Genomic DNA, 23,072 nt, shown 5'->3' with positions numbered 1-23,072 from the left:
TCAGGAATAGTAGTCCGCGACCAGAAGGAAATCGGGCGCGGCGTCTTCTTCGATGGTGGCGAACCGCGGGATCGGATCTTCGAACACGTTATCGGTGCGGTCGTCATTGACGGTCGAGACCTCTCCGATCAGGCAATCGCCCTTTTCGGCCCAGAACGCGTGCCAGATGCCAGGCATAAGGGTGACGCTTTCGCCAGGTTTCAGGCGTAGCAGCTCGCCGGGTTTGATCGTGACCGGGCAGCCATCGCTGGGCACGATAACGGGGTTATCGCGGTCAATGCCGCCTTCGGCGTCCGAGGCATAGATTTCCATCACCAGATCGCCGCCGCCCCGGTTGATGATATCCTCGGCCTTGATGATGTGGCGGTGCATCGGCGACAGCTGTTTGTCGCGTGAGACCAACAGTTTTTCCGCATAGAGCATCCCCCGGCCGTTATTCAGATCGCCCACTACGCCGTTGCGCAGAGTGAATAGGAACAGGCCAAGTTCGTCAAAGCGGCCCTGCCCGTAATCGGTAATATCCCAACCCAACCCGCGCTCGCGAATGCCGGCGGCCTTGTCGCTGCGCATCTGTTCCGGAGGCCAGTTGGCAAAGGGCGGTAGAACCGCACCGAATGAGCGTATAAAGGCCTCGGCCTCGGTCTTGATGGCATTGATGTCGGATCGTTTCATGTCGGTCTCACAAGGGTCAAAGCTCGTGCACCCAAGGCGGATTTGCCCCGGGGCGGGATACGGTGACGGCGGCGACTTTCGCACCCTTTAAGAGGGCTGCACGCAGTTGGTCGGGAGTTAGGGCGTGTAGGGCGAGTTTGTTTAGGTGGCCCGCACGTTCGAGTTCAGCCAGAACGCCAGCGTTGAATGTGTCGCCTGCACCGACCGTGTCCACCACCTCGACCGGTGGAACGGGGACCGAGATTTCGGATCCATCCGCCAGATAGCCAGACGCGCCGTCGCTGCCCCGGGTGACAATCACAACGGCCGGTCCTGCCTGCAGCAGCAGAGGCACTTTCTCGGCGATGCTTTCGGGGCCAGGGACGATCCAGTCCAGATCCTCATCCGAGACCTTCACGATATCCGCCTGCGCGATCATCCGGTTGAGCCGGGTGCGATAACGGGTCTGGTCCTTGATGAAGTCCGGACGGATATTCGGATCAATCATCACCGCCCGATCCGCCCCGTGTTTGTCCAAAAGCGCGGCATAAGCATCCGCGCAGGGTTCGCAGGCCAGGCTGATCCCGCCGAAGTACAGTGCGGATACCGCTGGTAACTGGTTTGGCATGTCCTCGGGCAAAAGCATCCGCCCGGCCGAGTTTTCATCCATGAAGCTGTAGGTTGCGTGCCCGTCTTTCAACTGCACAAAGGCCAACGTCGTTGGGCGGTCCGAGCGGATCACATGGTTGTCGTCCACATGGCTGGCCTGCAGGGCCGAGGCGAGCTGTTGCCCGAACATATCCGAAGACAAGCCTGTCAGCAGCCCGGCTGGTGCCCCCAGTCGTCCCAATGCAACAGCCGTATTGAAAACGGCACCGCCCGAATGGGGCACAAACCCCTCATCACCCGAAGCGGTCAACGTGGGGATCATGTCGATCAGGGCTTCACCGCAGCACAAGATCATGCCGGGTCCTTTCTAATTCATGGGATCGGGCGGTCAGTCTACCGCGCGAGCGCACTTTTGCAGAAATTGTTAGCGCCAACAATGCCAAATTCGTCCTGTTCTGACACATAGAGGTTGAATGTGCGCCGCAGATCGCTGAACCGGCCACCCGCGTTGAACGCGTCGCGGAATGCTTGTTGGAACAGCCAGCGGTTTTTTTTGGCAACGCCGCCGACAAGGAAAATGCCACCGGTGGGCATGAGCACGACGGCCAAATCGCCCATGACCGCGCCCAAGTGAGCAGTGAACATATCGGCGGTTCTCACCGCGATCGGGTCTGTTTGCGCGCGGGCGTCATCCAGAATGTCTCTGGCGCTGCGCACTGGTGTATCGGCCTGACCGGCTGCCATGCCAGCGGCTTGGTACAGGATCGGCAGACCGGTGCCGCTAAGGAACATTTCGGCCTCTAACACCAGAGTATCGTCAAAGAAGCAATCCGGAGCGATCTGGCGGGCCGCGCGGAAAATCTCGACCTCATCGACGTGGCGGGGCGACAGGCCGATATGGCCTCCTTCTCCCGATGCTGTGTGGTAACGCCCTTCCGAAAAAAGCAGGGCTCCGACGCCGAGTCCGGTGCCTGACCCAACCACCAGCCTTGTGCCTGGGGGCGGTGTCGTAGCCCCTTGCAGAACTTCGACATCGTCGCCGGTGACTTCGGCAACGGACCATGCGGCAGCAGTGAAATCATTGATCACAAAGGTATGCTGCGCGCCGGTGGCCCTGCCGATATCACTCTCGGACAGATCGAGGTTTGCGTTGGTCAGGCGGATGGTTCCGTCCTTCACCGGCCCGGCCCCTGCGGCGACGACGGCGCGCGGATCTGTGCCGATCTCGTCGCGCAGGCTGTGAAACGCCTCGAGCAATTCGGGCAGGGCACCTGTGGGGTACTTGCGGAGGTCGGTCAGCTTGCCGTCCGAGATCACGCCCAGTCGCGTATTGGTGCCGCCAATATCGGCGACCAGGTTCCAGTGTTCATGCATGACACCGGTGGGCTGCGCGAGAGGCAGCGACACCGCGCCGCCTTCCAACGTTGGCCGCAGAGTATGCACGTCTGTCGCCGTTGTGCGGAAGAAACAGCCTTTTACCGGCAGGCTTTGCTCCAGAGCGTTCTGCACGATTTGTAGATGCTGGAAAATCCCGGAAGAACCCTGTTGGCGTTCCGAACTGCCCGTTTCGATGAGATAGATGGGCAGGTCTTTCGTGTATTTTTTCTGGATCCGGGTCAGGGCCAAGGGGTCGATCTGCCCGTAGGCGTCGCAATTCAGCCCGCACCAATCGACGGGGGTGCTGATAGTGTCGAAATCGCTTTGCCAGCCCTCCGGCAGGTACTGCTCCAAATCCGTCAACGTACTTTTTGGGTAGGCGTTGTTGAAGATGCCGCTTAACAGGTCGAAGGTTTGACAACGGTTTTTGGTCGAGGCTAGGGGGATTTCCACTCCCAGATTGGTCATGCCCAGCCCGCGCATTGCCTCAATTGAGCGGCCATGCGCCAGCAGCATGTGATGCATCCTGCGCGCGGCGGTGCGGGCGTCGCACGAGCCCGTGGCATCAAGGTACAGATCGCCAAGAAACGCAGGCGCATCTATTGGCGCAACACTGAACATGCGATCACCGATTCGGCTCATGATGGTCTCGGTATAGTCGGCAAGCCAGCCCGTACTATCGCGGTTTCGCCAGCCCCCCAGATCGGCCAGTGCCAAAGGAAGTTCCTTGCCGCACAACGTCGCACAGGGCCGAATGCCGTGTTCCAGCAGGGTATCGATCAGGCGATCGTAGTCGTCCAACCCAGCCTGTTTCACCGATCCTTGGCCGTCGGGCAGAACATGTGCCCAAATGATCGAAAAGCGATAGCAGTCAAATCCGGCCTTAAGCACAGGGTCAAGGGCTTGCGGCTCGGATTTTTTGTGACCGCCAGAGGTCGCAAAGCCAAAGAGGAAGTCCTTGGGGAAATCAGCGCGGGTGTTTTGCATGATCAGTACCTGTTGGGCGGGACCGGTAGGGGTGCCACCTATCAGCTTGACCTCCGGCATTCCAGTTTCACGTGGGGCATTCACTGCTGCGGCCCGTTTATTTGGCATTCTGGTTCTGTTTCATGAAGTCGGCGATATCAAAAAATGGTAGCGCTAACAATACCTGAATCGTTATCCCCGTCAGATAAGGTAAACATCATTGCGAAAAATCATCTGGCTCAGGCGAAGAATGCACCGCTGAACCCTTGTCTTGACAAGTGTGGTCCAGCTGTTTCAACCTAATTGAAACGTTTCAATTCAGGATAAGCCCGGGAAATGCGTATAGCAGCGCAACTATATACTGTCCGGCAGGTTGGGGATCTGGCGTCCCAGCTTAACCTGGTTGGTGCCTGCGGGTTCACAGATATCGAAACGATCGGGTTTCATGATCTGGCCCCTCGGGACATGGTGCGGCAGGTCGTACGTTCTGGTTTAACCGTGCGCTCGGCCCATTTCGACTGGGAAGAGTTTGAAACGCGGTTTGACGAGATTCTCGATCTGTTGAGCCTATTGAAATGCCAGGTGGCTGTCATGCCTTGGCTGTCACCCGAGGCGCGGCCCGACACGTCCGAGGGATGGATGGACGTGTCGGGCCGGTTGGCGGCTTGGGCTACCCGGCTGGTGGCGCATGGGGCGTGCCTCGCTTACCATAATCACGATTTTGACCTGACCGGACGCCCCGGGGAAACGCCTCTGGACCTTATTTTGTCGCATGAAAACCTTTACTGGCAGCCCGATATCGGGTGGCTGGCGGTTTCGCAGCAAGATCCGGCAATACTGTTGCAGCGTTATTCCGACCGGATTGTTTCGGTCCATGCCAAGGATGCAGAACCGTCGGCAGGTCAGGGGGACGAGCGTTGGCGCAATCCGGGGCAGGGCGTGGTGGATTGGCCCCGTGTGCTGCGCATTCTCGCAAGCAGCCCGTGCTCTGATTTGTTCGTTGAACATGACGAAACGCTAAACCACGCGGAAACCTTGCGAACGGGGCGAACCTTCCTGATGCGACAGCTTGCAGCGGAGGTCGGGTAGTGGCGCGCGCGACGATCAAGTCCATCGCGAAAGAAACGGGATATTCCGTAGGCACCGTCTCGAACGCGCTGCGCGGGGCAGCGTCGGTCCGGGAAAAAACACGGCAGGAGATTGAGCTCGCCGCCACCCGGCTTGGCTATCGCGTCAACATGGACGGGTTAAAACTGCGCACCAACAAATCTTACCGCGTTGCCGTTTTGGTCAGCGTGTCGCCGGACGCGGCAGAGGAATGGGAAGGGGTGGAGTTCACCCGCGTTCTGGCCGGTATCTCTTCGGCTTTACAGGGATCGCGTTATGAAATGAGCGTGTTCAACGTTGCGGATATCCCGGACGCGATGACAGTTCTGGCGCGGATCGTTCAGGATGGGCTGGCTGATGGGGTCATATTCTCAGGTACGTTGCGCGGTGATCCACGCATCGCGTATCTGCAACAAAACGCGTTTCCCTTTGTGACCATGGGGATGAGTGACAGCAAAACACCCCATGCCTATGTCGATTTCGACAGTCAGGTCGCTGCCTTCGATGCCACTACGCGGCTGGTACAGCTCGGTCACCGGCGTATTGCGTTGGTCAACCCTCCGGCCGAGCTGATCTATGCGAGTCAACGCCAAGCCGGATATGAACAGGCCCTGACCAACGGCGGGATCGCGCCGGACAAGGCCCTGGTCTTCAACGGACCCACCACGGCGCGCACCGGGCAGCGCAGTTTTGACGCGCTGATGCGGCTGTCCAACCGCCCCACAGCCTGTATCTGCGCCAACGAAGCGATGACGCTGGGCGTGTTGTCTGCCGCCCATGCCGCCGGGATTCGGGTTGGCCGGGACCTGGTGGTGATTTCGACCGACGATCTGCAGCTTAGCCGCTATTTCGTACCGCCGCCCAGCACCTATTATGTGCCGATCGAAGAAACGAGCCGCTTGCTGGGCGAGTACATGTTGAGAGCTTTGGACGGGGCTGACCCGTCCGAAACCCAGAAAAAGATCAGGGCCACACTTATCAAGCGGCAGCCTGACACCCCCGCGCCGAAAACGGCGTCTGTCAAATAGACCAACAGAAGGAGTAATGAAGATGTTCAAGAAACTACTGGCCGCAGCCGCTTTGACCGCGATGGCCGCCCCGGCGGTCTTCGCCGCCGATCTGGAGGGGCGTGTACTGAAAATCGGCACCGATGCCACCTATCCGCCGATGGAAACCGTCGATGAATCGACTGGTGAGATCGTAGGGTTTGACGTGGATGTGATGAATGCGATCTGCGAGAAAGTGAATTGCGTTCCGAACTTCGTCAACACTGCCTGGGACGGTATCTTTGCTGCGCTTCAGCAGGGGGAGTTTGATCTGGTGATCTCGGGCGTTTCGATCACGCCGGAACGCGAAGAGTCGATGGATTTCTCGGAGCCCTACATCGTGGTTAGCCAGGCCATTCTGTTGCAGGTCGACAATGGCGACATGACATTGGACGACTTCAAGGCCGGTGGTCAGAAACTGGCAGCGCAGACCGGCACCACCAACGCGCAGCTGGCCGAGGAACTGGTGGGGCGCGAGAATGTCAGCCTTTATGATAACTTCTCGGCCGCGATTCTGGCGTTGCAGAATGCGGATGTGCAGGGCGTCATCATCGACGGCACCTCGGCCGCAGCGTACGAACAAGAGTTCGCGGGTGAATTGACTGTGGGTATCACCGGCCTGAAATCCGATCCGCTGGGTATCGTGTTCCAGGAAGGTGACGCAACGGTTGAGGCCATCAACGAAGGACTGGCGGCGATCAAGACCGACGGTACTTTGGATGCGTTAATCGGAAAATACTGGGGCACCGAATAACCCGGTCTGGCCCGTAACGGCCCGGTACCACCGGTGGCTGGGCCGCATATCAGCAGAGAGGTCCCATGTCGCGCTTAAGCTCGGTCCGCCCGAGCAACCTTGTGTTGCTCGCCGCTGCCCCGTTCATCATCTATTTGTTTGCCACCTCCTCGAAATACCTGCGGTCGCTGGTTGCAATTTTGGGGATTGGCAATGATGCCGGGCCGATTTTCGTCGGGTTTCTGGTCATTCTGGCGGTGACTGTTCTGGGCTATCTCTGCGCTCGCAACGCTCGGTTTCCGGAGGCGCCGGGATGGTTGCGTTTCACGGCGCTGGCCGCGTTGCCAGCAGCTATGGCGTTGGCAATTCTGGGGTTTGCCGCACCGCAAGTGCTGATGCCGTTTGCCGAGTCCGTCTTCTTTCACGCGCTCAGCGAGAACACATCGACTCTGATCGACAGGTCTTCGCAAACCTGGGTGCTGTTTCCAAAGGTGGTCGACAAGGTTCAGGCCGGTCTGCAGATCATGCTGGTGATCTACGCAATTGTTATTGCCGCAATCCTTTTGAATTCCTACCTGCCCGACGGGTTGCGGGGTTATGTGCAACTGGGGTTTGAAATCCTGACCGGCGCGGTGCTGTTCTACCTGATGTTCATGGCGCATTGGCAATTCGCTACCGGTGTGGCGATCACGTTCCGCGCAGCCATCTTCGCCTACATCTTCGCCGCTATTCTGGGCCTGATCTGGGTTGGGCTGCAATCGTTCAAACCCAAGGCCCGCACGACCGTCACTTATGGCTGCATCAGCCTGGCCCTGCTGGCGATTTCCGCGTTTTTCTTCATGCAGCCACAAGTGAAATACGAACTCATCGGTACGCTGGATGCCCGTATCGCCATCGTGCGCGGTACCCCGCAAGCTCAGGCGGACATGATCCGCTTTGGTGAGTTTCAGGAGGGCGAGAACCAGCAATACCGTATTCGCAGTGCACCCGACGCGACCGCTGCGCTGGAGCAGATCGAAACCGTGGACAGCGTATCCGGCGCTTTTGTCCCCGTCGGAACAAACACCAAAGGGTATCCGGTGATCTGGCAGACCAGTTTCCTGCCCGACAAATACCGAAATCCGGCGCTGGCCTTTGCAGTCTTTGGTTTTTTGCTGTTGACCCTGACCGTTGGCGGAGCCCAGCACAAGATGCACCCGCTGGCGGTGGGGGCCGAGTTTTTCGTCGATACGATCCGCGGCATTCCGATGCTGGTGATCATACTCTATATCGGCCTGCCTTTGGCTGGGGCCGTAAAGGATGCCACTGGTGGCGGCATCGACATGACCAACATGACGCGCGGGATCATTGCGATTTCCGTGGGCTACTCCGCTTACATGGCCGAGATTTTCCGGTCCGGCATAGAAGCCATCCCCCGCGGGCAGATTGAGGCGGGCGGCTCGCTCGGCTTGTCGCGCTGGCAAACCGCGCGACTGATCATCCTACCGCAGGCGCTGCGCATTGTGACGCCGCCCTTGGGCAATGAATTCATTGCAATGATCAAAGATACCTCGTTGCTGTCGATCCTCTCGGTCCGCGACATGACCCAACGGATGCGCGAGTTTCAGGCGGCCAGTTTCCTGCCCTTTGCACCGTTCAACACCGCGGCCATCCTTTACGTGGTGATCACCTTGGGTTGCGCCAGCTTCCTGAAATGGATCGAACGCCGCACGGCAAGGGAAGACCGATGAGCAAACTGGAACTGGGGGTTTGCTATTACCCCGAGCAATGGGATCGGTCGCTTTGGCACGAGGATGCAAGGCTGATGGTCGAGATGGGCCTCGACTGGGTGCGCATTGCCGAATTCACCTGGGGTTTGATCGAACCCGAGCGCGGCCAGTTCCAATGGGACTGGCTGGATGAGGTGATTGAAGTTCTCGGGGGCGCCGGTCTTCGCGTGATGATGTCCACGCCGACGGCTGCGCCGCCGAAATGGCTGATTGATGAGTATCCGGAAATTTTGCCGGTTGGCCCGGATGGGCGGGTTAGAGGATTCGGGTCCCGTAGGCATTATTGCTTCTCGAGTAATGTTTATCTGGCCGAGTCCTGCCGGATCGCCACCGAGTATGCGCGCCGTTATGGTGAAAACCCTCATGTCTGCGCTTGGCAGATAGACAATGAATATAATGACCACGACACGGTACTCAGCTACTCGGACGCGGCCCGCGACGGGTTCCGGCGTTGGCTGGCGGAGCGTTACGGCACCATTGAAAACCTGAACCGGATATGGGGCACCGTGTTCTGGGCCTCTGTTTATTCCAGCTTTGACCAGATTGAGTTGCCCAACGGCCTGGTGGCGAGCCCCAACCCGACACACGCGCTGGATTTCGCGCGCTACTCCTCGGACCGGGTGCGATTGTTCAACCGCGCACAGGTGGACATCCTCCGGCAGTACTCTCCGGGCCGGGATATCACCCATAACTTCATGGCTGGCAGCTTTGAGTTTGACCACCACGCTGTGGCTGCTGATCTGGATATCGTCGGCTTCGACAGCTATCCGCTGGGCAATCTGCTGGGGTCGACCCTGTCAGATGAGGATAAGCGTCGAAACCTGCGCACCGGTGCGCCGGACTATCAGGGGTTTCACTGTGACCTCTACCGATCACAGGGCAAAGGGCGCATGTGGGTACTGGAACAGCAACCCGGTCCGGTGGACTGGGCCGAAAAGAACCCTTCCCCCGCCGAAGGCATGGTTCGCTTGTGGACATGGGCGGCCTACGCGCATGGCGCGCAGGCTGTGATGTTCTTCCGCTGGCGACAGGCCAGATTAGCGCAAGAACAGTTTCATACGGCACTGCTGCGCTCGGACGGAAGCCTGGATCAGGCCGCTCTGGAACTGGCGCAGGTGGTTCAGGAGCGTGATGCACTACCATCGACCACGCGCCAACGGGCACCGGTGGCCATCTTGCTGGACTACGCGTCCATCTGGGCAGCAGATATTCTGCCCCATGATGACGCGTTCCCGAATGCTCAGATCGTTCGTGAATGGTATGCCGGGCTGCGCGCCCAAGGGGTTGATCTGGATTTTGTTGGTCCTGAAGACGATCTGACGGGCTATGCGTTGATCGTGCTACCGCAAAGCATGATCGTCTCGCCAGACCTGGCGAAACGGCTGCGGGACAGTTTGGCTAAACTGTTGATCGGCGCCCGTGCCGGCAGCAAGACGGATGACATGCACACGCCGCAGAACCTTGCCCCCGGAGAGTTGGCCGATCTGGCTGGCGTCCGGATTCTGAGAGTCGAATCACTGCCGGATCTGGCCCGCGAATCGGTGCGCCTGAAGGACGGCACGCAGCATGAGTTCACTGGCTGGCGCGAAATCATCGAAACCGCGAATAAGGTAACAGCCCGTTTTTCAAGCGTTTACCGCGACGGCAGCCCGGCGATTGTGCAGTCGGATCGGTCGATGTACCTGGCGATGATCCCGCACGGACCGTTGTTGCAGGCTGTTCTGGCCGAGGCTCTGAGATGGGCAGACATCCCCGTGACAGAAAACTACCGGGATGTGCGCATCACGCGTCGGGGTGAGCTGTGGTTTGCCTTCAACTTCAGTGCAACTGCGCAGGTCTTGCCCGGTTCCGAGGATCGTCAATATCTGGTTGGTACTTCTGAAATCCCGCCCTATGGTGTCTCAGTCTGGACAGAGCCGTGACCTGATCCTGGTTCTGACGGGCGTGAATGCAAACTGGACTTAAGAAAACTGGTAACTGTCACTTTTGGACTGACAGCTCTGCATCAAAGGTCTAGCCTGCACTTACATAACAAAAAGAATACAAAGTCCAACAACGGGAGAAACGAAAATGGCTGAACGGAAAACGCTTTCCAGACGCTCTGTCCTGAAAGGCGCAGGTGCTGCTGCGCTGGCGGCACCGCTGTACAGCAAAAGCGCGCTGGCGTCCTCGGGTGAGATAAACATTCTGATGTGGTCGGATTACCTGCCGCCCAGCTTCATTCAGGAGTTTGAGACCCTGACCGGGATCAAGGTGAACTACACCGGTATCGGGTCAAACGAAGAAATCATCAACAAGATGAAAGCGACCAAGGGTCAGGGTTTTGACATCGTGTCGCCGACCAACAACCGCTCGCTGCAGTGGGAGCCGCTGGAACTGCTGCAACCCTTCGACATGAGCAAGGTGCCGATCGATCTGGTGAACCCGGCGATGGCCTCGATTGGTACGGATGCATGGAACTTTGGTGACAGCGGCGTCCACTGGCTGCCGCATATCTGGGGCACCGAAGGCATCGCCTACCGTACTGACCTGTGGCTGCCGGAAGGCGACGCGCCGTCTTATGGTGATGTCTGGTCGGAAGAAAACGCAGGCAAGACCATGGGCCGCGCGCATTCGATGATGCTGGGTGCGGGTCTTTACATGGAACGCGCGGGTGAGATGGAGCCGGGCTCGGTCTGGGCCGCCTACGGCGACGAAGAGACCATGCGCAAGGTCTGGGGTCAGATCACCGACTGGTGCATCGAACGCAAGAACCGAATCAAGTTGATCTGGAACGACGCGGACACCCAGAAAAATGGCCTGTTGAACGAAGGCGTAGTTGTCGGTCAGACTTGGGACGGCCCGCCGTTGGCGCTGAAATCGGCGGGTGAGCCGGTGCACTATCAAGCCCCGATCGAAGGTGCGATGGCATGGGTTGATGGTATGTCCATGCCGACAGGCGCGGCCAATATCGATCAGGTTTATGCCTTCATTGACTTCGCCTATCAGGCGAAACCAGCCGGTGTGGCGATTGACAGCCACGGTTACAACTCGCCGGTTCTAGGTGCTGACCAATACTCGGGCGACACCTACAAGAAGAACTTTGCCGAGGCCTATCCGGGTGACTCGCTGGCCAACCTCAACCCGTGGCCAGCCGAGGCGCCGTGGTATGCGGAAACCCGCACCGAGTTCGTCAACAAGTTCAAAAGCGCCTGATTGCTGTGTAACGCCGCCCTCCGCCAATGTGCGGGGGGCCATTCACCCGCGCGCCGTTCGGTGTGACGGATACTATTATGGTGCGGTCTGCAACCGTACCTGACGGAGATACCAACAATGAGTGCAGGGGTCGGTGTAGATCTTGAAAACCTGTGGATCCGTTTCGGTGACTTTGTCGCCGTGCGGGACGCCAATGTGAACATCAACGGGGGTGACTTCTTTTCGTTCCTTGGCCCCTCGGGCTGCGGTAAGACGACCATCCTGCGCGCGGTCTCGGGCTTTCTGGACCCAAGCGAGGGCCGGGTTCTGATCGGCGGCAATGACATGCAGGGTATCGGCCCGAACAAGCGTCCGACTGCCCTGATCTTTCAGAACCTGGCGTTGTTCCCGCTGATGAAAGTATGGGAAAACATCACCTTTTCCATGGAGATCAAAGGCGCCAGCGCCACCGAACGCCGCAAGCGTGCTGACGAGTTGCTGGATATGATCGCTCTGCCCGGGCAAGGCGATAAGCTGCCCAGCGAATTGTCCGGTGGTCAGCGCCAGCGTGTTGCGATTGCCCGCGCCTTGTGTGCCGAGCCGGATGTGCTGTTGCTGGACGAACCGCTCTCCGCTTTGGATCTTAAACTGCGCCAGCACATGCGCACAGAATTGCGCGAAATTCAGCAGCGTGTCGGCATCACCTTCATCTATATCACCCACGATCAGGGCGAGGCGCTGACCATGTCGGACAACATCGCCGTCATGCGGGCCGGGGTGATCGACCAGATTGCGGATGGCAAAACCATTTACAACGACCCCAATACCGCATTTGCGGCCTCGTTCGTGGGTGAAAACAACGTATTCCGCGGCAAAATCAAGCAGGTCATGGGGAGCGAGGCACTGATCCGGACGAACCGCTCGGGCGATCTGGTCGCGCGGATTTCAACGGCCAATCAGGGCAAGATGAAAGAAGGCGACGATGCCATGCTGTTCATTCGCCCCGAAGCCCTTGCCATCGCGCCCGACGGCGCTATCGGCGATCACTTTGTTACTGCACGGGTGAACCATGAAGAGTTTGAAGGCAACGTCTTCAACATTTTCACCGAAGGCGAAGGCGGCAAGGAGATCAAGGTATCGATCCCGAACCATGGTCAGTCCTTTAAGGATCACACAGGACAGAACATCACGCTGGAATACGAAACCCATAACGCGGTTCTGGTTCCGGCGGGTGAGCTGGCCGCGGAATAGGGGGACGAACACATGCCCCGCTTTCTGAAAGAGTTTTTCAATCGCAATGGTACCGGAATGGGTCTGGCCATATTGGGTCTGGTTCTTTTCTGGACTGTCGGTCTGATCATCCTGCCGCAATTGTCGATGTTGGACTTCTCATTCCGCCCGAACTTGCCGCCGCCAGAAATTGGCGGGCCAAAGGACGTCTATACGCTGGAGAACTACAAGTACCTGATCTACGGCCCGGAAGGCGGCAGTCAGGACTATAACGCGGTCGACCTGAGGGTCTTTTTCCGCACATTGCTTGCAGCGGTCTGCGTTACAATCTTCAATCTGATCCTCTGCTATCCAATTGCCTACTATCTGGGCCAATCAAAAGGCAGTCATATCCGCATCTTCGCGATCATGCTGATCATCCCTTACTGGATCAACGAGATCCTGCGGGCCTTTGCGTTGCGGATCATCTTTGGCGAAACCGGTGTTCTGAATACCCTGTTCATGGGGCTTGGCATCTGGGATACGCCGTTTGACTTCATCCGCAATGACATCGCGCTTTATGCCGGTCTGGGCTATGCCTACATCCTTCTGATGATCTTCCCGATGTATAACGTTATAGAAAGCCTGGATAAAAACCAGATCGAGGCCGCGCGCGACCTTGGTGCGCCTTGGTGGAGGATTCACTGGCGCGTGGTCATACCCTACGCCAAGCCGGGCATCAGTTCGGGCTGCACCATGGTCTTCATGCTGTCCGCAGGAGCGCTGGCTGCACCGCAGATTCTGGGCGGGCCGTCCAGCTTGTGGTTCACGCAGCTGATCTATCAACAGTTCAACGACAACAATGACTGGCCGCAGGGGGCCGCCTACGCCATCGTACTGCTGGTGACCTGTATCCTGTTCGTGCTGGCGATGATGCGTCTGTTCAAGGTGAACATGGGGGATATCGGGAAATGAACAATTCCTTCCTCCGCATAAGCATCTGGGTCTATCTGGTCATCTTCTTCCTGTACCTGCTGGGCCCGCTGGTGATCATGTCGGTTACGGCGTTCAACTCTTCGGTTTTCCCGAGAATGACACCATGGGAATGCCTGACCTTCCAGTGGTTCGGAGAGCTGTTTCAGGACCAGCGTATCCTGAACGGCATCAAGAACTCACTAATCATCGGCGCTGGGACGGTTGTTTTGTCGGTGGCGATGGGTCTGGCGGGAGCGCTGATGCTGACGCAGATCTGGCCCAAGCTGCGCGCGACCTATTACACGGTCATCATCGCGCCGATCCTGATCCCGGGCGTGGTTCTGGGTATCTCGACCCTGGTGTTCTGGGACCGGATCAACCGGATGCTGGGACTGGGCGCGGACAGCGTATTGTCGAACGGGATTTTCCTGACGGTGATCGGGCAGTCCACCTTTATCGCCAGCTACTGCATGCTGGTGCTGGTGGCGCGGCTGCAGCGTTATGATATCGCCTTGACCGAGGCGGCGCTGGATCTGGGTGCCAGCCACGCGCAGGCGTTTCGTAAGATACTGTTACCTTTCATGCGCCCGGCCATTGCCTCGGCGGCGGTGTTGGCGTTCCTCGCCTCGTTCGAGAACTACAACACCACCACTTTCACTTTTGGCGAGTATCCGACGCTGACCATCGAACTGGCGCAAAAGGTGCGGTATGGTATCACGCCGTCGATCTCGGCGTTGGCCTTCATCATCGTGGCGCTGACCGTGTTCTTTGCCCTGCTGAACGAGGCCAAGCTGAAACGACAGGAACTGGTTGCTGCCGCGCGCAAGAATGCCACGGTCGAGGAGTTGGCGGGCAAAATCAAACTGCCCAGCTTCTTTTCCGGCAACACGGCCGCAGTTCTGGTGGTTGTTTTTGCCGTTGCCACGATCACCCTGATCGGCACCGCGACGGCTTACAACCCGGCGCAGTGCATCGCCGACGTGCGAGAACAGAAGCAACTGGAAGCCCAGCAGCGCATCGAGGAGTTGCGAAAGCAGCGTGAAGAACAGCGCAGACAGCTTGAGGAAGAACGCAAACAGCGCTTTGAAGGCGTGTTTGAGCCCGGTGATCTACAGCCCGGAACAACGGAAGAGGAAGCAGAGCCAGACACCGGCACCAATAACTCTGGTTTCGGTAACGTGTTTGCACCGAACACCTTGGGTGGTGATGGTGAGGAGGGCGAACCGGACCCAGAAACGCCGCCTGCCAGCAATGGCGGCTTCGGCGGGGCTTTTGACCCCAACAGCCTGCAAAACGATCAGTAAGCTTCGCGCCTGACTGAAACCCGCGCGCCCGGAGAGCTACGCCTCTTCGGGCGCGTCCTTTTTCAAGATCAGCACGTCGCAGGCACCAATCTCAAACCCGTTCCACGATACGGGGACAGAGGTGTAGTTGATCAGGAAAATGTGCTGATCAGTCTCACGCTGCCGCAACCCTGCAGGCAGCGGATTCAGGCTCAGCCCAACCTCTTGCGCAGCCATGGAGATCACCCGATCCCAAAGAACCTCATCCGGGAAGCCGGACAAATACCAAATGCCGTTCTCACCCTTCAGGGCGGATGTCCCGTCGGCATAGGTCAGCAGGTCCGGGGCGTTGCCGGACAGACGATCAATCCAGTGCCGGGCCGCGCCGCCGCCAACGACCTCGCGGCGTGTGTTTGGGGGCAGTGTTTCGACCAGTTCAACTTCGCAGTTCAGTTCGGTCAGGCCGGGGCGCCCCGTTTCGGGGATTTGGAAGTCGTGCGTGATGGCACCACTGCGGGGGCCATAGAGCGTCAGCTCGCCCGGGTGCTGATCGCCCCGACCGTTCAAGGTGGCCAGCCCGGGGGCGAAGATCAGTTTGTACCTTGCCTCAGGTGTTTCGGACGAGGACAGGATATCCACTGATAGCCCGGCACGCCGCAGTGCGCGATAAGCCGAGAACACCAGCCGGAAATAGCTGAACCCGGCCCCGTGTGGCTGGGTTGTCCATGCCCAGTCCGAGGCGTAGTCGAACAGAATGGCCACATCTGCCTGAGTCTGCGTGACAGTACCCAGCTGTGCCAGATCATCGGCTGTCTGACGGGCTTCGGCCAATGCCGGAGCGGGTGCGTTGTTCGGGGTCAACAGGCCCGCGTGCATTTGTTCCTGCGCGAATGGGGCCTGTCGCCAACGGAAGTAACTGACCACTTCAGCGCCATGCGCCACTGCCTCGAGCGACCACAGGCGTACCATGCCGGGCAGGGGAGCGGGATTATACGGTGCCCAGTTCACCGGGCCAGGCTGCTGTTCCATCACCCACCAGCGACCCCGGCCGACAGCGCGATACAGGTCATGGTGAAAGGCCTGCATGTCGGGGTCGCCCTGTTGCAGGAATGCGGTTTTATGTGCCTCGTCAGCCTCAAGCCGGTCGGACAGAAAGCCGATCGGATAACTGTCCCATGTCGCGATATCCAGATGGGCGCCCAGCTTGAAATGGTCGAAGTCCAGAATCCGGCCCATATAGTTATGCAGCAGCGGCGCATCGGTCAGCGGGCGCAGGACGTCGACCTGCGCCTTGTTGAACACCGCCACCTGATCCGAGCTGAAACGGCGAAAGGCCAGAACGTGGGCGGGGTTGGGCTCGGTCACGGTCAGGTTGGGCAGGTCGATCTGATCAAAGCTGTCGTACTCCATCGACCAAAAAATATTACCCCAAGCGGTATTCAGAGATTCGATGGACTCATACTGCTCGGCCAACCACCGCCGAAACGCCTGCAAGGCCGGTTGGCTGTAGCTGACGGTCGTTTCGTGGCAGCCATATTCGTTGTCGATCTGCCATGCCGCTATATGCGAGTTGTGCCCGTAACGTTCCCCCATGATCCGGGCAATCCGTTCACACTCGGCGATATAACCCCGGTGGCTAAAGCAAAAATGCCTGCGCGAGCCGAATTTGCGCGGCTGCCCCTGTGCATCCACGGCCAGCATGTCGGGGTGTTTTTCCAGCATCCAACGCGGTGGCGTCGCCGTAGGTGTTCCCAGTACCACCTTCAACCCCGCTGCCCCCAGCACCTCAATCGCTTGATCCAGCCAGTCTAAACGCAGATCACCCGGTGCGGGCTCCATCCTGCTCCAGGCAAACTCACCGATCCGCACCCAGCTCAGACCGGTTTCCACCATGCGCGCGGCATCCTCGGCCCACATCTCTTCGGGCCAGTGTTCGGGGTAGTAGCAGACGCCAAGTTCGGGCTTCATAGAAGGACTCTGTGTTCGGCCTGCCCTTTGCCCGCGCCAGGGGCGGCAAAGGTCATGCCGTTGGTTGGGTGTTTGGCCAAAGTCTCTGCATCCAGCCCGTCGCGGGCGGTGGTGCAGAACAAGGTTGTCAGGTCATCACCTCCGAACGCGGGGCAGGAAGTATGAGCTGCCTCAAAGGCGATCGCAGTCAGGAACCGGCCTGCAGGGGTATATGCCGCCACGCGGTTCGCACCCCATTGGGCGATCCAGATGTTGCCATCGGCGTCGACCACCGCCCCATCCGGGTTCAGCCCATCGACGCGGTGGTCTAGAAAAACCGTACTCTCGCCCTCGGGCCAGCCGGTTTCCGGGTTCAAAGGCCAGCGCATGACCTGTTTCCGCACTGTATCCGCGTAATAGGCGCAGGTCCGGTCCGGGGCGAAGCAGATCGCGTTCGAAATCGTGACATCTGGCACCAGTTGCTGCAATTCGCCCTGCCAATACCGATAGATCGCACCTGCACCAGGTTCTGCGTCTTTGCCCATCGTCCCAATCCAGAACCCGCCCCAAGGATCAGCGCGCCCGTCATTGGACCGGGTGATCGGGTTGTCCGCCTCAAGCGGAGTGATCAGCTCTTTTTGCTTGGTCATCAGGCCGAACCGCCATAGCCCTGTTTCAGAGGCGATCAACAGCGTCTCTGAGTCGACCCAGCCCGCGGCAGAAACATGTTCGTCGAACTGCCAACTGTGCGGTTCACCGTTTTCCCGCGTCATTAGCTTCTTGCCCACAATATCGAACCAGAAAAGTTGCCGCCGCTCGGGGTGCCAAAGCGGACCCTCGCCCAGTTCACAAGGGCGGTCGTCGTAAATGACGCTCATCCGGCGGCTTCTTCGTAGGCAGCTACGATCCGCGCGGCCCGGCCCGCGACCTCGGCGGCCGTCATGTCGGGTTTGAACAACGCCGACCCGATGCCGAATCCGTTGGCGCCGGCCTTGATCCACTGATCGAAATTCTCAGGTCCCGCGCCGCCGACGGCATAGACCAGCGTGCCCTTGGGCAACACCGCGCGCAGCGCGGATAGCCCCGCCGGACCGGCGAGAGTGCCGGGAAAGAGTTTCAGGCCGGAGGCTCCGGCCTTGAGGGCCGCAAAGGCCTCGGTCGGGGTAAAGATGCCGGGCCAGCTTTCCAGTCCCAGTTGGTGCGTGTGCGAGATCACCTGCGCGTCGCAGTTCGGTGATACGATCAGCCTGCCGCCAACCTTGGCCACCGCGTCCACCTGATCCGTCGTCAATACGGTGCCCGCTCCGATCAGGGCACGGTCGCCGAACTGTTCGGCCAGAATACCGATCGACTCCAGCGGATCGGGTGAGTTCAGCGGGACCTCGATATTGTCGATCCCGGCGTCGATCAGGGCCTGCCCGGTGGCAACAGCATCGGATGGGCGCAGGCCGCGCAGAATGGCGATGATGGGTCGGCTCATGCGGTTTGCCTCGTCAGGTTGCGGGCCTGCAATAGGCCGGCCAGTGTGCATTGCGTGCTGTTGGCGGTTTCGACAAACGCGCCCTGTTGCTGCAGGGCCTTGGCGTAGATGTCCGAGAGTCCCTTGGCCCCGATGATCGCGAGTTGCTGTCCCAGCCAATACGGGCGGGTCGCGGCCAATTCCGCGCCGATCAGAAAGCCCGAAAGCTGCGCTCTTGTGATACCGCGATCCTGACCCTGTAACAGATCAGCGGCGCGCAAGCCAAACAGCCGCGCGGCCAGTTGTTCGGGCCTGGACAACGTGTCCGCCGCAGCCTCGGCAAAGGCGGCATCGTCCCATCCCTGGCCGACCGAATGTTTCAGCACCGATTGCCCGGCCAGCAGGTCAAACATTTCTCCGGTCATGAAGGTGCGGAAGCTGACGACCTCTCCGGCGCTGACCTGCACCCATTTGGTGTGGGTGCCGGGCAAACAGATCACCCCGTCCCAGTTCTGATGAGAGGCCAGAAACCCCGCGATCTGGGTTTCTTCACCGCGCATGACATCTGGTGGTGCGTCTTGTTTCAGACCGGGCACCACGAAGGCCCGGATGCGGGAATCTGTGCCCGGAACACGGAACGGGGCAACCGGCGTTGGTTCACATGGGACGGCGGAGTAGGGGGCCTCGACCCAACCTTGTCGCGCGCCGACCATGCCGCAGGCGACCACATCTGTGGGGCCGCTGCCCAACCAGCCTTCGATGAGTTCGAACAACGCGGGCTGGAACCCGCTTTTGTCCACCCGCGCCATGCCTTTGTCCGAATATGCCTGATCCAGCACCGTTTCGCCCTGCATCGCCCAGGCTCGCAAATGAGAGGTTCCCCAATCGACAGCAATCCATTCTGTATCCATGGCTCTACCCCGTTACGACGACGCCGCCATCGACGGCCATGCATTGCCCGGTCATCGCCCGGCTAGCGTTTGAGGCTAGGAACAAGGTCGGTGCGATCATGTCCTCGGGCGTCAGGTGTTCTTTCAGGCATTGGCGGTCGAGATGTGCGGCCAGATCCTCGGGCGTGGCCCACATATCCAGCTGTTTCTGCGTCAGAACCCAACCGGGGGCCAGCGCGTTGACACGGATGTTCTGCGGCCCCAACTCGCGCGCCAAAGACCGCGTCATGCCGGTGATTCCGGCATTCGAGGTCGTGTAGATCGGATAGCCTGCATTGCCCATCATGTAGCTGATCGAACTGAAATTCACGATCGCACCGCCTTTGCCCTGCATCTGGCGGGCGGCCTCCTGACAGGCGAAGTAGTAGGCCTTGAGGTTTACCTCGATCATCCAGTCCCAGAACTCGGTCGTCGTTTCTTCAAGCGAGTGGCGTTTATCGTTGGCCGCGTTGTTGATCAGCACGTTCAGCGGGCCATGCGCCTCGGCCGCCTTTTTCATGGTAGTGTGCAGCAACTCGGTATCTGTCATGTCGCCTTGCATGAACAGCGGCGCGCGCCCGTGTTTGTCGTGCATTTCATCGACAAACCCGCTGGCATCGGACCGCCCGATGAAGGCGACATTGGCGCCTTGCGCGAGGAACCCGTCGGTCAGAGCAGCGCCAACGCCCGAGCCACCGCCGGTAATATAGACCGAAGCCCCGTTGAGATCGTGGAAAGTGGCTGGTTGATCCATTAGTGGCTCTCTCTGGTGACAAGGCGGGTGTCTTTGCCGACGAGGAAATCAAGGTCCGCGCCCTGATCGGCCTGCAACACGTGGTCGATATAAAGTCTGGCGTAACCGCGGCTGTAATGCGGATCGTCCGCTTGCCACGCGGCGCGGCGGGCGTCCAGTTCCTTTTCGTCGACCAACAACTCCAACTCCCCTTTGCTGGCCGACACCCGGATGCGATCACCGGTTTTGACCAGCGCCAGCGGGCCACCCGCCTGTGCCTCGGGGCTGACATGCAGGATGACGGTGCCAAAGGCGGTGCCAGACATACGAGCGTCCGAGATACGGATCATGTCGCGAACCCCGTCCTTCACCAGCTTAGCCGGGATCGGCATATTGCCGACCTCCGGCATCCCCGGATAGCCCTTCGGGCCGCAGCCTTTAAGCACCAGAACGGTCTCGGGCGACACCGGCAGGTCGTCGCGGTCGATATTGGCTTTCAGGTCTTCGATGCTTTCAAAGACAAAAGCCTCGGCCTCGGTTTCCAGCAGTTCATCCGTTGCCGCCGAGGGCTTTACGATGGCGCCGTTCGGTGCCAGATTGCCGCGCAGGACACGCAGCCCCGCCGCGGGTTTCACGGGATCGTTGAAGGGGCGGATGACATCGGCGTTGAAGCACTCGGCCCCTTCATAATGGGCTGAGATGTCCTTGTTAAGGACGGTTTTGGACGGGCGCAGGAAGGATTTGAGTTCATTCAGAACGACCGGCACGCCGCCTGCATAGCAGAAATCCTCCATCAGGTATTTGCCCGAAGGCATACAGTTCACCAGCAGCGGGATTTCCGAGCCGATCTCGAAATCCTTGAGCGTCAGGTCCACACCTACACGGCCCGCCAGCGCCAGAAGGTGAACTACCGCATTGGTCGACCCGCCCACGGCGGCGTTGGTCAGGATGGCATTTTCAAACGCCCCTTTGGTCAGGATGTCCGAGGGTTTGAGGTCTTCGTCCACCATCTCGACAATCCGCTTGCCGGTCAGATGCGCCAACGCCATGCGGCGGGCGTCAACGGCAGGCAAAGCGGCGTTGGTGGGCAGGCTCATGCCCATTGCTTCGACCAGCGAGGCCATCGTGCTGGCTGTGCCCATCGTCATGCACACACCGGCGCTGCGCGACATGCCGGATTCAGCGTTCATGAAATCCTGCAGGGTCATTTCGCCTGCGCGGACGGCCTCGGAGAATTTCCACACATCCGTGCCCGAACCGATATCCTGACCGCGATACTTGCCGTTCAGCATCGGGCCGGAGCTAACGACAATCGACGGCAGATCGACCGAGGCCGCACCCATCAACTGCCCCGGCGTGGTCTTGTCGCAGCCGCCCAGCAGGACGACGCCGTCGATGCCATAGGCGCGGATCGACTCTTCGACATCCATGGCCAGAAGGTTACGGAACAGCATGGCGGTGGGCTTCATCTGGGTCTCGCCCAGTGACATGACGGGGAATTCGACGGGGAAGCCTCCGGCCTCCCACACACCGCGTTTGACGCCTTCGGCCAGATCACGCAGACCCGAGTTGCAGGGGGTAAGCTCCGACCACGTGTTACAGATGCCGATGATGGGGCGTCCGTCAAAAGCGTGATCGGGGAAGCCTTGGTTTTTCATCCACGAACGGTGGATGAACCCGTCTTTGTCGAGCTTTCCATACCAATGCTGGGAACGGCGTTTCTTAGTCATTCGCTGAGCCCTTTCAAGCGGCTTTGGCGGGTTGGCACCAGTCAGGTAACCAGTCTGAATGTGCAGTTAGAAGGTCTGTCACCAAATTGCGGATTTGGCGCAAGTCCAGCTCGGCGGCGGTGTGTGGGTCCATCATGGCGGCGTGATAGATGTATTCCGGGTTCTGGTCGACCAGCGCCCGAACGGTCAGTTCCTGCACGTTGATTTGCGTCCGCATCAGGGCGATCAACTGCGGTGGAATGTCGGTGACGACCGAAGGCTGTACACCATTGCTGTCCACCAGGCACGGCGTTTCCACTACAGCACCCAAAGGAAGCTGCGGAATCTGGCCGGTGTTCGGCAGGTTGCCATAGGCCACATAGGGCGTGTCGGTGACGATTGCGTTCATCAGGTCGGCGGCGAATTCGTGGCTTCGGATCACCTCGATATCGCGCCCGTCGGTCAGGGTTTTGGCCTGTTCCTTCCAACTGGCGACCTGTTCCACGCAACGAGTGGGGTATTCGTCCAGCGGGATCGAGAATTGCTCGATCAGATCCTGCCGCCCGTCCTTGATGAACCACGGGACGTATTCGGCCAAGTGCTCGGAGCTTTCGGTGCAGAAATAACCGAGATGGTCCATCACCTCGTATCGCACCTTGTTGGGGCAGCGCGGCATCAGCAGCGGAGCCTTGGGAATCTGGCCGCAGGCATACCCTTGCCGCAGCGCAGGGTAGAGATCGTGACCCTGATGTTCGAGTTTCAGGAAGAAGGCGACGTGATTGACGCCAGCAACCTTGTAACGGAAGTCGCCCTTGGGCAGGTCCAGATCATGCGCCAGTTCCTCGACCGTATTCTGGACCGAGTGGCAAAGGCCTACATGTTTCAGCGCAGGGAACTGCTCGGCCAGCGCCCAGGTGTTGATGGCCATCGGGTTGACGTATTGGAGCAGCGTCGCATTGGGGCAGAGTTGCATCATGTCGCGCGCTACATCCCACAGAACGGGAACCGTACGCAGACCGCGCATGATGCCTCCGACCCCCATTGTATCGGCGATGGTCTGGCGCAGGCCGTATTGTTTGGGGATTTCGAAATCGGTGATCGTGCAAGGATCGTACCCGCCGACCTGAAAGGCAGTGATCACGAAATCGGCCCCGTCCAGCGCCGCGCGGCGGTCGGTGTGGGTGGTGACAGTTGCCCCGGTTCCAACCGAACGGATCATTGCCTTGGCCACAGCTTCGCTTTCGGCCAGACGCTCGGCGTCGATATCCATCAGGGCAAAGTGGCTGTTTGCCAGTGCTGGGGTCAGCAGAGCGTCGCCCACGATGTTCTGCATGAAGATCGTGGAGCCCGCTCCGATAAAGGTGATCTTTGTCATTGAGGCAAACCTCTGGTTTGA

Annotated in this window: 19 protein-coding genes; 9 read left to right on the top strand and 10 right to left on the bottom strand. The window is 59.4% G+C overall.

Features of this window, described 5'->3' with window-relative positions; all coding sequences use genetic code 11:
• Genes ACR1XY_RS07245 through ACR1XY_RS07235 form a run of 3 tightly spaced genes read right to left on the bottom strand, consistent with a single transcriptional unit; the run spans position 1 to position 3,732 of the window.
• Positions 1-672: a D-lyxose/D-mannose family sugar isomerase gene (locus ACR1XY_RS07245; RefSeq protein WP_480591453.1), complete on the bottom strand. Its 672-nt coding sequence runs from the start codon at positions 670-672 to the stop codon at positions 1-3.
• Between the two features lie 16 nt (positions 673-688).
• Complete coding sequence (locus tag ACR1XY_RS07240; RefSeq protein ID WP_480591449.1) at positions 689-1,615, bottom strand: carbohydrate kinase family protein; 927 nt, start codon at positions 1,613-1,615, stop codon at positions 689-691.
• A 38-nt stretch (positions 1,616-1,653) separates the two neighbouring features.
• Positions 1,654-3,732 carry a family 1 glycosylhydrolase gene (locus ACR1XY_RS07235; protein WP_480591446.1) on the bottom strand — a complete coding sequence of 693 codons (2,079 nt, stop codon included), beginning with the start codon at positions 3,730-3,732 and terminating at the stop codon, positions 1,654-1,656.
• Positions 3,733-3,939: 207 nt separating this feature from the next.
• Here ACR1XY_RS07235 and ACR1XY_RS07230 point away from each other — a divergent pair, with 207 nt between their 5' ends.
• The 9 genes from ACR1XY_RS07230 to ACR1XY_RS07190 all read left to right on the top strand — a co-directional run bounded on the left by ACR1XY_RS07230 (position 3,940) and on the right by ACR1XY_RS07190 (position 14,920).
• Complete coding sequence (locus ACR1XY_RS07230; RefSeq protein WP_480591443.1) at positions 3,940-4,692, top strand: sugar phosphate isomerase/epimerase family protein; 753 nt, start codon at positions 3,940-3,942, stop codon at positions 4,690-4,692.
• Positions 4,692-5,738, top strand: a complete 1,047-nt coding sequence (locus tag ACR1XY_RS07225; RefSeq protein WP_480591438.1) for a LacI family DNA-binding transcriptional regulator — start codon at positions 4,692-4,694, stop codon at positions 5,736-5,738. Before ACR1XY_RS07230 ends, ACR1XY_RS07225 begins: the two co-directional genes overlap by 1 nt.
• Before the next feature lie 22 nt (positions 5,739-5,760).
• Entirely contained in the window at positions 5,761-6,510 is a 750-nt protein-coding gene (locus ACR1XY_RS07220) for a basic amino acid ABC transporter substrate-binding protein (RefSeq protein ID WP_480591435.1), read from the top strand.
• 65 nt (positions 6,511-6,575) lie between these two features.
• A complete protein-coding gene (locus ACR1XY_RS07215) occupies positions 6,576-8,219 on the top strand; it encodes an amino acid ABC transporter permease (protein ID WP_480591432.1) in 1,644 nt (547 codons plus the stop codon).
• A complete protein-coding gene (locus ACR1XY_RS07210) occupies positions 8,216-10,180 on the top strand; it encodes a beta-galactosidase (protein ID WP_480591429.1) in 1,965 nt (654 codons plus the stop codon). Before ACR1XY_RS07215 ends, ACR1XY_RS07210 begins: the two co-directional genes overlap by 4 nt.
• A 148-nt stretch (positions 10,181-10,328) precedes the next feature.
• Positions 10,329-11,453, top strand: a complete 1,125-nt coding sequence (locus tag ACR1XY_RS07205; protein WP_480591426.1) for an extracellular solute-binding protein — start codon at positions 10,329-10,331, stop codon at positions 11,451-11,453.
• 117 nt (positions 11,454-11,570) lie between these two features.
• Positions 11,571-12,683 carry an ABC transporter ATP-binding protein gene (locus tag ACR1XY_RS07200; protein ID WP_480591423.1) on the top strand — a complete coding sequence of 371 codons (1,113 nt, stop codon included), beginning with the start codon at positions 11,571-11,573 and terminating at the stop codon, positions 12,681-12,683.
• A 12-nt stretch (positions 12,684-12,695) separates the two neighbouring features.
• Complete coding sequence (locus ACR1XY_RS07195) at positions 12,696-13,616, top strand: ABC transporter permease (RefSeq protein ID WP_480591420.1); 921 nt, start codon at positions 12,696-12,698, stop codon at positions 13,614-13,616.
• A complete protein-coding gene (locus ACR1XY_RS07190) occupies positions 13,613-14,920 on the top strand; it encodes an ABC transporter permease (RefSeq protein ID WP_480591417.1) in 1,308 nt (435 codons plus the stop codon). Before ACR1XY_RS07195 ends, ACR1XY_RS07190 begins: the two co-directional genes overlap by 4 nt.
• 36 nt (positions 14,921-14,956) lie before the next feature.
• Here the strand turns inward: ACR1XY_RS07190 and ACR1XY_RS07185 are convergent, their stop codons facing one another.
• From ACR1XY_RS07185 to melA, 7 genes are read right to left on the bottom strand one after another with little or no spacing between them, the layout of a single operon-like run.
• Positions 14,957-16,867 (bottom strand): beta-galactosidase, encoded by a 1,911-nt coding sequence (locus tag ACR1XY_RS07185; protein WP_480591414.1) that lies wholly within the window; start codon positions 16,865-16,867, stop codon positions 14,957-14,959.
• Positions 16,864-17,724 (bottom strand): SMP-30/gluconolactonase/LRE family protein, encoded by an 861-nt coding sequence (locus tag ACR1XY_RS07180; protein WP_480591411.1) that lies wholly within the window; start codon positions 17,722-17,724, stop codon positions 16,864-16,866. Before ACR1XY_RS07180 ends, ACR1XY_RS07185 begins: the two co-directional genes overlap by 4 nt.
• Positions 17,721-18,326, bottom strand: coding sequence for a 2-dehydro-3-deoxy-6-phosphogalactonate aldolase (locus ACR1XY_RS07175; RefSeq protein ID WP_480591408.1), 606 nt, complete (start codon positions 18,324-18,326; stop codon positions 17,721-17,723). Before ACR1XY_RS07175 ends, ACR1XY_RS07180 begins: the two co-directional genes overlap by 4 nt.
• Entirely contained in the window at positions 18,323-19,216 is an 894-nt protein-coding gene (locus ACR1XY_RS07170; protein WP_480591405.1) for a 2-dehydro-3-deoxygalactonokinase, read from the bottom strand. The genes ACR1XY_RS07175 and ACR1XY_RS07170 overlap by 4 nt, the downstream gene beginning before the upstream one ends.
• Before the next feature lie 4 nt (positions 19,217-19,220).
• Entirely contained in the window at positions 19,221-19,988 is a 768-nt protein-coding gene (locus ACR1XY_RS07165) for an SDR family NAD(P)-dependent oxidoreductase (RefSeq protein ID WP_480591402.1), read from the bottom strand.
• Positions 19,988-21,697 carry an IlvD/Edd family dehydratase gene (locus tag ACR1XY_RS07160; protein WP_480591399.1) on the bottom strand — a complete coding sequence of 570 codons (1,710 nt, stop codon included), beginning with the start codon at positions 21,695-21,697 and terminating at the stop codon, positions 19,988-19,990. The genes ACR1XY_RS07165 and ACR1XY_RS07160 overlap by 1 nt, the downstream gene beginning before the upstream one ends.
• A 13-nt stretch (positions 21,698-21,710) precedes the next feature.
• Positions 21,711-23,051: an alpha-galactosidase gene (gene melA / locus ACR1XY_RS07155; protein WP_480591396.1), complete on the bottom strand. Its 1,341-nt coding sequence runs from the start codon at positions 23,049-23,051 to the stop codon at positions 21,711-21,713.
• Positions 23,052-23,072: the final 21 nt, after the last annotated feature.

Source organism: Ruegeria sp. AD11(2025) (assembly GCF_056542405.1).
Note: the sequence above shows the minus strand (reverse complement) of the source record. Positions and strands in the feature narration are given on the sequence as shown.